The following is a 13,333-nucleotide window of genomic DNA, read 5'->3' on the forward strand; positions in this document are numbered from 1 at the left end:
TTAGTCCTGAATTTCTTCATCGACACCCTTTTCCATCGCTTTCCAAGCAAGCGTCGCACATTTGATACGCGCCGGGAATTTGGAAACTCCCTGCAGCGCTTCAATATCACCAAGATCCAGATCCTCTTCGTCGATATCTTTCCCCTGCATGATTTCTGAAAAAAGTTCAGACATTTTTAATGCTTCATCAATGGGCTTCCCTTTAATTGCCTGTGTCATCATCGAAGCAGAAGAAAGGCTGATGGAACAACCTTCCCCATCAAACTTCGCATCCTTTACAACTCCGTCATCAATTAGAAGCTGAAGTTGAATACGATCACCACAGGTTGGATTATTCATATCTACCGTCATCGGGTTACCTTCAATAGATCCACGGTTACGTGGATTCTTATAGTGATCCATGATGACTTGACGATATAGTGTATCTAAATTATTAAAAGACATCGCCAAAATACTCCTTTGTCGTTTGTAATCCTGCAACGAGTCGGTCGATTTCGTCTTCTGTATTATATAAATAAAAACTTGCTCTCGCTGTTGCTGAAACTTCAAGCCAACGCATTAAAGGCTGCGCACAATGATGACCAGCACGAACAGCAATACCCTCTGCATCCAGGACAGTAGCCAGATCGTGAGGATGGACGTCTGCTAGATTGAACGTGACCAATCCGGCACGATGTTCCGGACCATAGATCTGCATCCCGTCAATTTTATTCATTTCGTGAAGAGCATAAGCCGCTAACTTTTCTTCATGAGCTTTAATATCGTCCAATCCGATATCTGTCAGAAAGTCAATCGCAGCTCCCAGTCCGACTGCACCCGCAATGATTGGAGTGCCCCCTTCAAACTTCCAAGGGAGCTCTTTCCATGTGGAGTCGTACAAGTTCACAAAATCAATCATTTCGCCGCCAAACTCTACCGGCTCCATATTTTCAAGAAGAGCTTTCTTTCCGTAAAGAACACCTATTCCCGTCGGGCCACACATTTTATGACCTGAAAAAGTATAAAAGTCAGCATCTAAATCCTGCACATCAATTTTCATGTGCGGTGCGCTTTGTGCACCGTCAACAAGCATGACGGCATTATTATCATGTGCTATTTCAGCTATTTCCTTAACAGGGTTAATTGTTCCAAGCACGTTTGATACATGCATAATGGAAACAATCTTTGTGTTTGACGTAATCGTTGCTCTGGCATCTTCAAGAAGAATGGTACCATCCGGCTGAAGCGGAATATACTTCAACGTTGCCCCGGTCTCTTTTACAATTTGCTGCCATGGGATGATGTTACTGTGGTGTTCCATTGGCGTAATAACCACTTCATCTCCTTCTGACAAATTGGCTCGACCATAACTTGCTGCCACAGTATTAATAGCTGTTGTCGTTCCACGGGTGAAAATGACTTCCTGGGTACTTGAGGCGTTGATAAACCGGCGCACTTTTTCACGTGCCCCTTCGTATTCATCTGTAGCTATTGTACCCAGAGTATGCACACCTCTATGGACGTTTGAATTGTACCCTCGATAATACTCTTCCAGCTTTTCAATTACCTTTAAAGGCTTTTGAGAAGTTGCTGAGGAATCCAAATACACGAGCGGATGTCCGTTAACTTCCTGATGGAGGATCGGGAATTCCTCGCGTACTGCTTTTACATCCATTAATATACTTTCCTTTCAATTACTTGTTTCAACTGACGTTTAACAGCCTCTACAGGTAATTGGTTTACAACAGGCGCAAGGAAACCATGGATGATTAACCGCTCTGCTTCAAACTTGGAAATACCACGGCTCATAAGATAATAAAGCTGGATCGGATCTACACGTCCAACAGACGCAGCGTGACCTGCCGTAACATCATCTTCGTCAATAAGAAGGATCGGGTTAGCGTCACCACGGGCATCTTTACTCAACATAAGAACTCGGGATTCCTGTTCAGCATTAGACTTACTTGCACCATGTTCAATTTTTCCAATTCCATTGAAAATAGCAGAAGCTTTGTCCTTCATAACTCCGTGCTGAAGAATGTACCCATCTGAACCTTTACCGAAGTGAGTAATATTTGCTGTGAAGTTCTGCTTTTGGTCGCCACGGCCGATAGCTACCGTTTTCGCGTTAGAGTGAGAGTTGTCACCAATAAGGTGGGTAATGTTTTCAGAGACTGTGTCTCCTTCATTCATCTGACCAAGTGCCCACTCAATAACGGCATCACGATAAGCAACACCACGACGGTTGGCATAGACAGTTGTTCCAGCTTCGAAGTTGTCTACAGCACCGAAAGAAACCTTTGCTCCATCTTTTGCAATGACCTCAGTCACAAGGTTTGCAGAAGTCTTTTCTTCTTTATTGTGAGAAATATGGTTCTCCACATACGTGACAGAACTGTTTTCTTCCGCTACCACTAAAATGTGATTGATCAATGAAGCTTTTGGATCCTCCTGCCAGAAAATCGCCTGGATAGGATCTTCAATCTGTACATTCTTTGGCACATAAAGGAAGACGCCTCCATTCATTAATGCAGCATGAAGAGCGGTTAAACGGTGCTCATCCACATGAACGGCGTCATTCATATAATATTTTTCTACAAGGTCACTATGCTCACGTAAAGCAGTGGCCATATCTGTAAATATAACCCCTTGTTCTTTCAACTTTTGATCGATCGCAGCATATGCCACTGTATGATTTCGTTGAATGACAAGGTTTTTCTGTTCTTTTTCTTCATCTAAAAAGCTTTTAATCTCTTCTGGAAGATCCTGCAGAGAATCGATTTGATCACTTGTAACATGGTGATCAAATTCTGTGAAATTCCATTTTGAGATATTTGTTTTATCTGGTTTTGGTAATGGAAGAGATTCCGATTTCTCCAAGGCACTCAGACGAAGGTTTTTCATCCATTCAGGCTCTTGTAAGCCTTGGGAGAATTGTGTGACATACTCTTTATCGTATGGTAGTGAGACTTCTACTGTCATGTTTACCCTCCTATCTTAATTACGCGTTGACCGTTTCGTCTTCGATGCCAAGCTCCTGCTTGATCCAGTCGTATCCTTCTTCTTCCAGACGCTGAGACAATTCAGGTCCGCCTGATTTCACAACACGACCCTGCATCATAACGTGTACTTTATCAGGAGTGATATAGTTCAATAGACGCTGGTAGTGAGTAATGATTAAGCAGCCGAATGAATCGTTACGCATTTCATTGATTCCTTTTGCTACGACTTTCAATGCATCGATATCAAGTCCTGAGTCAATCTCGTCAAGGATGGCAATAGCTGGTTCAATCATCATTAACTGAAGGATTTCATTACGTTTCTTTTCACCGCCTGAGAAACCTTCATTCAAATAACGCTGAGCCATATTTTTATCCATTTCCAGCGTGTCCATTTTTGCATCCATATCTTTGATGAATTTCATCAGGGAGATTTCATCGCCTTCTTCACGATGAGCGTTAACAGAAGAACGCAGGAAGTCAGAGTTTGTAACACCGCTGATTTCACTAGGGTATTGCATAGCAAGGAATAGACCGGCCTGAGCACGTTCGTCTACTTCCATTTCAAGCACATTTTCACCATCAAGTAACACTTCACCTTTAGTTACTTCATATTTAGGGTGACCCATAATTGCGGAAGCCAGAGTAGATTTACCCGTACCGTTTGGTCCCATAACAGCGTGAAATTCTCCGCCATTTATTGTTAAGTTTACACCTTTAAGAATTTGTTGACCTTCAATCTCTACATGAAGATCTTTAATTTCTAACGTTGATCCTGCCATAATATATACCTCCAGTATCTATTAATATCGAATGTCCAGGTTGATTGGAATCAAAGAACCATTCTCAATTTATTCTCATTACAATCTTATATCATTTAGTATTTGTAATCAACTTTTTCCCGTTATGATTAGAACAAAGGATATAAGAGTTCTTTCTAACAAAATTCATCATTTTTCTACTATATTGTAACATGAAAAAATCAGGTCGCTAAAGGCACCTGATTCATCCAATGAAATATTTTATCTATTCAATTGACGGTCGACCTGGGCAATCATCTTCTGACTTCTTTCGAATTCACGTTGACGCTTTTCTTCCACCTTAAGACGTGTGTCTAAATTACTGCTGTACTCCGCATAACTCATATTATGCGCTTGGTGCATCGCCTTTTCCATATCGGACGTGTAATTCAAATGCAGACCGCTAATAACGAATCAACCCTTTCAGATTATTTACACAATTCAGAGTATCACAAAACTATACCCCATATAAAATCTGTTGAAACGCCATTTATAGCTCTCTGTTAAGGTTTCAGCCGATGAAAGCGCTTGAATCAACCATACATACCAAATACATCTCTTTTTCTTAAATTTTCAAATTATTCAATCAGTTTGTGTTCGTTGTTAAATCGGTATAAGCATCCTGGACGAGCGTAACAGCCTGGCTCAAAGCCGCACCGCCACCAAACGCTGCAGCCACTCCGCACGCCTCAAGAATTTCTTTTTCCGTAGCTCCCTGATCTACGCAGCCTTTTGTGTGGTAAATCATGCAGTACTCATCTTGTGCGACTATACTAATCCCTAATGCCATCAGCTGCTTATTCTTTTTAGACAGTTCGCCTTCTTTAAAGCATTCCTGTGTAAACTCGCTGAATTTATGAGCCACTTCGGGCATGTGCTCCGAAAAAACACCCATTCCTTCCTTATAATCATGTAAGTATGTCTGCGTCCATGTCATATTATGTTCCTGCATATCGCGTGAACCTCCCATAAAAAAATAAGTGACTGCGGTTAGTATAAACCGCAGTCACTTATTTTATCCGTTATTCAGAGTCCTCTGTGGAGACTGGAACAACCGCTCCGTCATACTCTTCTTTAATGAAGGTCTGAATTTCATCTGAACGAAGAACATCTACTAACGTATTGAGTGCTTCGTTGTCTTCATCTTTGCTTTGAGCTGCTACAACATTCACATAAGGAGAGTCTGTATCTTCAAGAATAATGGCATCATCTTTTGGAACAAGCCCAGCCTCAATGGCGTAGTTTGTATTGATGGCTACAAGCACTTCTTCTTCCCGTTCATACACCTCTGGAAGATTGGCTGCATCGACACCTGTGTCAAATTCAATGTTCTTAGGATTCTCTACAATATCTTCAACCGTAGCATCCACTTTTTCCACACTTTCATCCAACGTAATTAATCCTTCTTTTTCTAATAAGGATAGAATACGTCCATGAGTAGATACAGAACGACTCATAACCAACGTTGTACCATCTTCAACATTTTCCAGGCTGTCATACTTTTGAGAGTAAACGCCAATCGGTTCAATATGAATTCCACCAAGGTTTACAAAGTCATATCCATTCTCTTCTTCCTGTAATTCTAAATATGGAATCGTCTGGAAGTAGTTTGCATCAATGCGTCCTTCTGCCAAATCCTTATTTGGAAGGATATAGTCCTGGTATTCCTCAATCGTTAACGTAATACCTTCTTCTTCAAGTAGAGGTTTTGCTTCTTCCAGCACTTCAGCATGCGGCACACTTGTAGCCCCAACTTTTATTTCAGAGCTTCCTTCACCGCTGTCTGATTCCGCTCCAGATGAGTCCTCTTCTGAAGAACCGCATGCTGCAAGTACAAGTACAAATGATAACGCTAGTACGCTTGTCCATAGTTTTTTCATTTTTTTCTCTCCCTTTATATCTATATTTTTATCTTTTATCCAATTTACGGGTCACTAAGTCTCCGAGGAATTGGAAAATAAACACAATAATTATAATAAGGATCGTACACATAAATACGACATCCCAGTTACTACGCTGGAATCCATAAAAATAAGCAAAATCTCCTAATCCACCAGCTCCAATTGCACCTGCCACAGCTGTATACCCAATTAAAGCGATGGCCGTTACTGTAATCCCCGATATAAGAGCAGGCATTGATTCCGGAAGTAATACTTTGAATACAATCGTGGAGTACTTAGCTCCCATCGACTTTGCAGCTTCCACCACCCCTTTATCCACTTCTTTCAAGGCAATTTCCACTAAGCGTGCATAAAAGGGTGCGCCACCAATAATCAACGCAGGCAGTGCAGCTTTCGGCCCACGAATCGTTCCCATTAAGAAATCAGTAAACGGGAATAATAGCAAAATTAATATAATGAAAGGAACGGCGCGGAACACATTAACGACAGATGCTGTAATCATATTCAATACTTTATTCTGCCAAAGACCTCCTGGTCCGGATAAGAACAACAATAAACCTAAGAAAAGTCCGATGATAAATGTTCCGGCTACCGAAACCAACGTCATATACAACGTTTCATTGGTAGCTGTAATCATATCTTCCATATTTACGTTAGGAAACAATTCATTAAACACTTGGATTCACCTCCACTTCTACAGAGGTGGACTGAATATACTCGATAGCACGCGCAACCTCTGCATCTTCTCCTTCAAACTGAACATACATCGTTCCATAAGCACCTTTTTGTGTTTGTGTGATTTTCCCATGAAGGATGTTCACGTCCAGTGTAAACTTTCTGGAAACGTCACTGATCAATGCCTGGTTTGTACTTTCTCCCACAAAATGCAGACGTACAATTTCTCCTGATCGATAGTTATCTTTTATCAACTGCATAGAATGTTCTTTTTCTGGATCTCCCATGACCTGATCTACAAATTTCTTGGTGACCGGTTTTTCAGGGTGAAGGAAAACGTCCAGTACATCCCCCTGCTCTACGATTTTACCCTGCTCCATTACCGCAACCTGATGGCATATTTTACGAATGACATGCATTTCATGGGTAATTAAAACGATTGTCAGACCGAGTTTTTCATTAATATCGACCAACAAGTCCAGAATTGAATCTGTTGTTTCGGGGTCTAATGCCGAAGTTGCTTCATCACATAGCAGCACTTTTGGGTTATTCGCTAGCGCACGCGCAATACCAACTCTCTGTTTTTGTCCTCCACTCAATTGCGAAGGGTAAGAACCTCCCCGCCCTTTAAGTCCGACCATTTCAATTAATTCATCAACACGCTTTTTCCTTTCCTCTTTAGGAACTCCTGCAATTTCCAAAGGAAAAGCAATATTATCATGAACCGTCCGTGACCAAAGCAGGTTAAAGTGTTGAAAAATCATTCCGATATCCTGACGGGCAATTCTCAATTTCCCTTTACTTAATGCAGTCAAATCTTGATCATCTACTTGAATGGATCCTTTTGTAGGATCCTCAAGACGATTGAGCAATCGGATAAATGTACTTTTTCCAGCCCCGCTGTATCCTATGACTCCGTATATTTCACCTTTATTAATCGAAAGGCTGAGATCATCCACAGCACGTACTTCCTGATCTTTTGTTTGGAAAATTTTCGATAAATCTTTGATTGTAATCATGATGTTTCTCCCTCCAATTCAAAAAAACGCCAGCCTGTTAAGAGAACAGAATGGCGTTTTTACGTCGTGTTTCTATCTGTTCTCTCATCCGCCAAAGTGAATAAACTTTGCAGGAATTGGCACCTTGTCAAGTTTCCACTTGCCGGTTGCCGGGCATCACAGGGCCAGTCCCTCCGCCGCTCTCGATAAGAGATTTTAATCTATTAAATTACTACTACGTTAATTCGTTTAATTAGCACATGATGGATTGTAGCACCATTGAAATTTTGTGTCAATAATAAATGATCTATTTTTCAGAAAAAAAAGACACAGAAAAATATAAAAAAACTCTTCTTTAATAGAAGAGTGTCGCTGTGACTATTCTCATCTATCAAAGTCGGTTTGACTTCGCAGGATTTAGCACCTTGGCAATATTTTGCCGGTTGCCGGGCTTCGCAGGGCCAGTCCCTCCGCCGCTCTGGATAAGTGAAGATGTCGATATGAAATTATGACTTATGTTAGCATGAGGGTACTATAACCGTCAATCTATCTGAACTACAGTTTTAACTTCAAAGGAGAATTCAAATGATAAATGAAAAAGCACCTAACCTTGCACTCCCCTATATTGACCAGTCATCGGTCTACGATATGGAAGAAGACATTGGAAAAGTGTTGGTCTTAACTTTTTGGACATCATGGTGCCCGGATTGCGGAAGAGACCTCCCAAAAAAGGAGCAGCTATATAAGACAATGGACCATGAGAAAGTAAAGATGATAACCATTAATGTACCTGGGAGAGAACGAACTTTAGAAGAAGGTGTGAAATACGCAGAAAAATATTTAAGTCAACCCACTCTCATAGATGATGGAAGGAAATATTACGACTACTTTGAATGCCAGGGTGTACCTACAACCATTATTATTGATCAACACGGGCGCATTCATGACATATTTGGAGACCAAGCACCCTTTCTTGAAATTGTTGAATCCATTGGTCGTCTTATTTAATCGTTCCCAGCACATTTTTCGTATGTTGAAAATGCAGTAAAAGACCTCCTCCTTATGTAAAATAGGAGGAGGTCTTCACTTGAAATGAACCTTTCATTCGTCATTTCCCGGGTAATTATCCTTTTGTTTTACATAATTCACTATTCGTTCGTGCAAATAAGGAACGGATTGAAAAGCATAAATCTTCTCTAGTATTTCTCCGTTCTTCGCCACGAGTAAACAAGGGACACTTTTAATTTTATATCTTTCCATTAAATCCGGGTGAAGAGAAGCGTTCATTTCGTAGAAAATCCCTTTATCAAACAAGGCTTCCAAAGTTGACAGCATTTTCCTTGCCAGATGACACGTTCCACAGAAAGGGCTGTGAACAAAGACCAGACTCATTTGATCTGATTCTATTTTGAGTGATGCTTCATTATTTGCAAATTCCTGCACAATCGGCCTCCTAAATCAAGTAGATAGACTTCACGGTAAAGTGCCTGCTAAGGAGTGCTCGAGCCAATTCTGGTTCTGGTGTTGCTGCTACTTCACGAAAAGCTTTGTCTATATAGATATGGTCAGCATGAGGCAGTTCTTCTGTCAATTGTTTACGCAGCTTATAGCCGGAATCATCTTCATCTACAAGAATGTAAACAGACCGCTCATCTAAGTTGTAATCAAAAATTAATTCTTCCATTCGTTCAATTCCTAACGTACCGTGTGTACAAATGATTTCAATTTCTTCGTCTAATACTTTTTTCAGCTTCTTTTTATCTGTGATTCCCTCAACAATGACGATACGTTCTCCATCCATCTTCATCACCTTCTATATAGAAACAGACCATGCCTTAAGGCATGGTCTGAACATGATTAAGATCAAACGCGATCATGTCAGACAAGGAAATATGTAGCCCTGCCTGTACGATGGTTCTTAATTATAAATTAGTCTTCGTCGATCATTGCTTCGTATTCTTCTGGAGTCATTAACTCCTGCACTTGTGAAGGGTTGGCAGGCTCAACAACAACCATCCAGGCTTTATCGTAAGGGGATTCGTTAACAAACTCTGGATTGTCTTCCAACTCTTCATTAATTTCAACCACTTTACCACTTAAAGGTGCGTAAAGTTCTGATACCGTTTTGACAGATTCAACACTGCCGAATGGTTCATCCGCTTCTAATTCTTCCCCTACTTCAGGAAGTTCTACAAAGACAATATCCCCAAGTTCAGATTGTGCGAAGTCTGTAATACCGACTCTTACTTTGTCCCCTTCTTCTTTCACCCATTCATGCTCTTCCGAGTAACGCAAGTCTTTTGGTAAGCTCATTTAGAATACCTCCACAATAATTATAGTTTAACAACAAATACAAACATAAAAGCTAGCAGCTCATATTTCCACTGGACTGCTCATCAAGACCATATTTTTTCAAACTCTTCTTGTTTAAACCCTACGGTTACTTGAGTACCATCAGTGATAATCGGCCGTTTTATCAGCATTCCATCTGAAGCCAGCCATTGGATCATTTCGTCCTCATCTGCTTCTTTTAGCTTTTCCTTCATATTCAATTCTCTATACTTCTTACCGCTAGTATTAAAGAATTTTTTTACAGGCTGGTCACTTTTAGAGACCAAATCCTTTAAAAGCTCTTCTGAAGGAGGATCATTAACAATATGTACCGTTTCGTAATCCACCCCTTCATCATCAAGCCATTTCTTTGCTTTTTTACAAGTACCACAATTTGGGTACCAGTAGAAGGTTACAGGCATTTTCATCCTCCTCCCAACTTGTTGTCTATTATTTTATCACATAAAGAGGAGATATTTCATGAATTTATCTATTGGTTCTATGAATTCTTTTTCCACATTACCTTTTTTAACATGGGTATTAAACTCATATGAAAGTCATTTAATGACAGGGGCAGGAGTAATGATAGATCTAAAGATAAACAAAGGCCTGCACCTTCTTTTAGAAAGTGCAGACCCTGTATGACTTATTTATTAAACAGTGTACTTTCCAGCTTCGATTAGATTTCTGGCAATTTCACGTTTTTTAGTAATGACATTGGTCGGTGTGTGACGTGTGAGTTTACGCAGGGCCCCAAGCATCATTCTCAGAGAATCCCCAGACTCAGCAGCAATCAATGTTTCCTTCGCATGGCCTTCAATGCGGTTAAAAGCTTCCTGTACATAAACTTGTGTGTATAAGAGTTTTTGGTTGTGCTTTTCCTGGCCTTCTTTTTCGAACGCTTTCTCTGTTCGAAGAACGGCTGATTCCATATTGTATACTTCGCCAACCATATCTGCGATGTTTACAAGCAGTTCTTGTTCATTTTCAAGCTTTTCCCCATACTTCTGAGCAGCCAATCCGGCAGCAATCAAACTAATTTTCTTCGCATTTTTCAGTAAATATTTCTCCTGCTCCAGAGGTTCCAAGCCAGGCTCTTCAGGCATCATCATCATGATTTCCTCTTGAAGCGTTTGAGCTTTCTGGAGTAAAGGCAGTTCGCCCTTCATAGCTTTTTTCAACAATGTTCCCGGAACGATCATGCGATTGATTTCATTTGTTCCCTCGAAAATACGATTGATACGGGAATCGCGATACATTCTCTCTACTTCGTACTCTGCCATAAATCCATACCCACCGTGGATTTGCACTGCTTCATCAGCGGCAAAATCAAGTAATTCCGTACCAAAGACTTTATTCAAGGAACACTCGATTGCGTATTCCGCAATAACTTTAGCTACAGCGGCTCCATCTTTCAATTCTTCGTCTGACAATTTACCCATACTTTGTTCGAATAATCCAACCGTACGATAAACAGAGCTTTCATTTGCATACGTGTTCGCAGCTACAGAACCGATTTTTTCCTGGATGAGCGGGAAGTTAGCAATTGGGGTTTTAAACTGCTTCCGCTCTTTCGCGTATTTAACCGAAAGCTCCAGCGCTCGTTTTGCACCGCCGACACCACCGATAGCAAGCTTGTAACGACCTACATTCAAGATGTTAAAAGCAATCACATGGCCTTTGCCAATCTCACCAAGTACATTTTCAACAGGAACCTCTACATCCTCTAGAATTAAAGTACGAGTGGACGAGCTCTTAATTCCCATTTTCTTCTCTTCTGGTCCAGTAGAGACACCAGGGTAGTCACGCTCTATAATAAAGGCCGTAAATTTGTCCCCGTCAATTTTGGCATAGACGACAAATACATCCGCGAACGCAGAGTTTGTAATCCATTGTTTCTCTCCGTTTAAAACGTAATGGGTACCTGCCTCATTTAATTTAGCTGTTGTCTTTGCACCGAGGGCATCGGAACCTGAACCTGGTTCTGTTAATGCGTACGCAGCAATTTTCTCACCAGTAGCTAATAAAGGAAGATATTTGCTCTTCTGATCATCGTTACCGAAAAAGACGATTGGAAGAGAACCTATCCCTACATGGGCACCATGAGTGACAGAGAAGCCGCCTGCACGTGAAAATTTTTCAGTGATTAAAGATGAACTAATCTTATCTAATTGCAGACCACCATATTCTTCCGGTACATCCGCTCCAAGCAGACCAAGTTCCCCAGCCTGCTTTAAAAGAGCTACAGAATGCTCAAATTCATGATTTTCAAGGTTATCAATTTTCGGAACGACTTCTCCAAGCACGAAGTCCTCTGCAGTCTTAGCAATCATTAAATGCTCATCAGAAAAATCTTCCGGAGTAATGACATGTTCTGCCGCTACATCCTCGACAATAAACCCTCCACCTTTGATCATCTCTTTTAATTCACTCATATTCATATTCCTCCCCATTTTATATTAGTTCAAAAACGCCGGCAGCTCCCATTCCTCCACCAATACACATGGTCACCACTCCGAACTGCTCATTTCTTCTCTTCATTTCGTGAATAAGGCTTAACGTCAGTTTTGTTCCTGTACATCCAAGGGGATGCCCAAGAGCAATAGCACCACCGTTAACATTTACCTTTTCAGGATCCAGGCCAAGCTCACGGATCACACGAAGAGATTGAGAAGCAAAAGCTTCATTTAATTCGAAGAGACCAATATCGGATATAGAAAGGCCTGCCATTTTAAGTGCTTTGGGTACTGCTTCTATCGGTCCTACTCCCATAATCTCAGGTTCAACACCTGCAACTGCGAATGAACGGAATTTCACTAGTGGTGTAAGGCCTTCCGATTTGGCTTTTTCATGATCCATCACTAATACAGAAGCTGCACCATCACTCATCTGCGAAGAGTTCCCAGCTGTCACGGATCCTGTCGTAGAAAAAGCTGGTCTGAGTTTTCCAAGCACAGCAGCTGTTGTGCCTGGACGCACACCTTCATCCACTGAAAATGTCTTCTTCGTTTCATGAACTTTGTGATCTGGTCCGAGATTGCGGTCCGTTACTTCTACAGGGACAATTTCATCCTGGAATTTACCTTCTTGAATTGCCCGTGCTGCTCTCTCATGACTTTGTACAGCAAAAGCGTCCTGATCTTCCCTTGATATCGTAAAACGATTGGCTACCTCTTCTGCTGTATGTCCCATAGACATATAATACTCAGGCGCATGTTCCACTAATTGAACATTAGGTTTGATTACATGCCCGCCCATCGGGATAAGGCTCATAGATTCTGCCCCTCCAGCTATCGCGGTATCACTATGTCCAAGCATAATTTTCTCAGCAGCGTAGGCGATACTTTGCAGACCGGATGAGCAATACCGATTAATGGTAATCGCAGGCACCTTGTGGTGGAGACCCGATAAACCAGCAATATTCCTAGCCATGTTCATTCCTTGTTCTGCTTCAGGCATCGCACACCCGATAATGACGTCATCTATATTTCCTTCATAATTATTCGCTCTTTTTAACGTTTCTTTTATTGTCAGTGCGGCAAGATCATCCGGACGCGTATGAGCAAGCGCTCCTTTTTTCGCACGACCTACCGGAGTACGAGCCCCTGATACTATAACTGCTTCTCTCACGTTCATTCCCCTCCCCTGTG

At 41.3% G+C, this 13,333-nt stretch carries 17 protein-coding genes and 2 riboswitches; of the genes, 2 read left to right on the forward strand and 15 right to left on the reverse strand.

From position 1 onward, the window contains the following. The 9 genes from sufU to LC036_RS07055 form a co-directional block, all read right to left on the reverse strand. Entirely contained in the window at positions 1-444 is a 444-nt protein-coding gene (gene sufU, locus LC036_RS07015) for a Fe-S cluster assembly sulfur transfer protein SufU (RefSeq protein ID WP_226580237.1), read from the reverse strand. Continuing rightward, a complete protein-coding gene (locus LC036_RS07020) occupies positions 434-1,654 on the reverse strand; it encodes a cysteine desulfurase (protein WP_226580239.1) in 1,221 nt (406 codons plus the stop codon). The genes sufU and LC036_RS07020 overlap by 11 nt, the downstream gene beginning before the upstream one ends. Then, a complete protein-coding gene (gene sufD / locus LC036_RS07025; protein ID WP_226580243.1) occupies positions 1,654-2,961 on the reverse strand; it encodes a Fe-S cluster assembly protein SufD in 1,308 nt (435 codons plus the stop codon). The genes LC036_RS07020 and sufD overlap by 1 nt, the downstream gene beginning before the upstream one ends. Before the next feature lie 19 nt (positions 2,962-2,980). Beyond that, entirely contained in the window at positions 2,981-3,760 is a 780-nt protein-coding gene (gene sufC / locus LC036_RS07030) for a Fe-S cluster assembly ATPase SufC (RefSeq protein ID WP_226580247.1), read from the reverse strand. A gap of 240 nt (positions 3,761-4,000) precedes the next feature. Next, positions 4,001-4,171 (reverse strand): hypothetical protein, encoded by a 171-nt coding sequence (locus LC036_RS07035; protein ID WP_226580250.1) that lies wholly within the window; start codon positions 4,169-4,171, stop codon positions 4,001-4,003. A gap of 193 nt (positions 4,172-4,364) precedes the next feature. Then, positions 4,365-4,730, reverse strand: a complete 366-nt coding sequence (locus tag LC036_RS07040) for a carboxymuconolactone decarboxylase family protein (RefSeq protein ID WP_226580253.1) — start codon at positions 4,728-4,730, stop codon at positions 4,365-4,367. Between the two features lie 70 nt (positions 4,731-4,800). Next, on the reverse strand, positions 4,801-5,658 hold the full coding sequence (locus tag LC036_RS07045; RefSeq protein WP_226580256.1) for a MetQ/NlpA family ABC transporter substrate-binding protein: 858 nt from the start codon (positions 5,656-5,658) through the stop codon (positions 4,801-4,803). A gap of 28 nt (positions 5,659-5,686) precedes the next feature. Then, positions 5,687-6,355 carry a methionine ABC transporter permease gene (locus LC036_RS07050; RefSeq protein WP_226580259.1) on the reverse strand — a complete coding sequence of 223 codons (669 nt, stop codon included), beginning with the start codon at positions 6,353-6,355 and terminating at the stop codon, positions 5,687-5,689. Continuing rightward, positions 6,348-7,373 (reverse strand): methionine ABC transporter ATP-binding protein, encoded by a 1,026-nt coding sequence (locus tag LC036_RS07055; RefSeq protein ID WP_226580262.1) that lies wholly within the window; start codon positions 7,371-7,373, stop codon positions 6,348-6,350. Before LC036_RS07055 ends, LC036_RS07050 begins: the two co-directional genes overlap by 8 nt. 81 nt (positions 7,374-7,454) lie before the next feature. Then, positions 7,455-7,565: riboswitch (SAM riboswitch) on the reverse strand. 168 nt (positions 7,566-7,733) lie between these two features. After that, positions 7,734-7,841, reverse strand: a riboswitch (SAM riboswitch). Between the two features lie 96 nt (positions 7,842-7,937). On the opposite strand from LC036_RS07055, the gene LC036_RS07060 reads away from it, so the two are divergent. Beyond that, positions 7,938-8,360: a TlpA family protein disulfide reductase gene (locus tag LC036_RS07060; protein ID WP_226580265.1), complete on the forward strand. Its 423-nt coding sequence runs from the start codon at positions 7,938-7,940 to the stop codon at positions 8,358-8,360. Between the two features lie 93 nt (positions 8,361-8,453). Here the strand turns inward: LC036_RS07060 and LC036_RS07065 are convergent, their stop codons facing one another. The 4 genes from LC036_RS07065 to LC036_RS07080 form a co-directional block, all read right to left on the reverse strand. Beyond that, entirely contained in the window at positions 8,454-8,795 is a 342-nt protein-coding gene (locus LC036_RS07065; RefSeq protein WP_226580268.1) for a thioredoxin family protein, read from the reverse strand. A 10-nt stretch (positions 8,796-8,805) separates the two neighbouring features. Continuing rightward, the gene (locus tag LC036_RS07070) at positions 8,806-9,153 is read right to left on the reverse strand and encodes a toprim domain-containing protein (protein ID WP_226580271.1); all 348 of its coding nucleotides are present in this window, start codon (positions 9,151-9,153) and stop codon (positions 8,806-8,808) included. Between the two features lie 128 nt (positions 9,154-9,281). Next, the gene (gene gcvH, locus LC036_RS07075; RefSeq protein WP_226580274.1) at positions 9,282-9,665 is read right to left on the reverse strand and encodes a glycine cleavage system protein GcvH; all 384 of its coding nucleotides are present in this window, start codon (positions 9,663-9,665) and stop codon (positions 9,282-9,284) included. A gap of 83 nt (positions 9,666-9,748) precedes the next feature. After that, positions 9,749-10,105, reverse strand: a complete 357-nt coding sequence (locus LC036_RS07080; protein WP_226580277.1) for an arsenate reductase family protein — start codon at positions 10,103-10,105, stop codon at positions 9,749-9,751. A gap of 58 nt (positions 10,106-10,163) precedes the next feature. On the opposite strand from LC036_RS07080, the gene LC036_RS07085 reads away from it, so the two are divergent. Further along, positions 10,164-10,328, forward strand: a complete 165-nt coding sequence (locus tag LC036_RS07085) for a hypothetical protein (RefSeq protein ID WP_226580280.1) — start codon at positions 10,164-10,166, stop codon at positions 10,326-10,328. Positions 10,329-10,336: 8 nt separating this feature from the next. Here LC036_RS07085 and LC036_RS07090 read toward each other — a convergent pair whose 3' ends face one another. Together LC036_RS07090 and LC036_RS07095 are read right to left on the reverse strand one after the other, a co-directional pair. Continuing rightward, positions 10,337-12,118, reverse strand: a complete 1,782-nt coding sequence (locus tag LC036_RS07090; RefSeq protein ID WP_226580284.1) for an acyl-CoA dehydrogenase family protein — start codon at positions 12,116-12,118, stop codon at positions 10,337-10,339. 19 nt (positions 12,119-12,137) lie between these two features. Continuing rightward, positions 12,138-13,313, reverse strand: coding sequence for an acetyl-CoA C-acetyltransferase (locus LC036_RS07095; protein WP_226580286.1), 1,176 nt, complete (start codon positions 13,311-13,313; stop codon positions 12,138-12,140). Positions 13,314-13,333 lie beyond the last annotated feature (20 nt).

It is taken from the genome of Halobacillus litoralis, assembly GCF_020524025.1.
GTDB lineage: Bacteria > Bacillota > Bacilli > Bacillales > Halobacillaceae > Halobacillus > Halobacillus litoralis_D.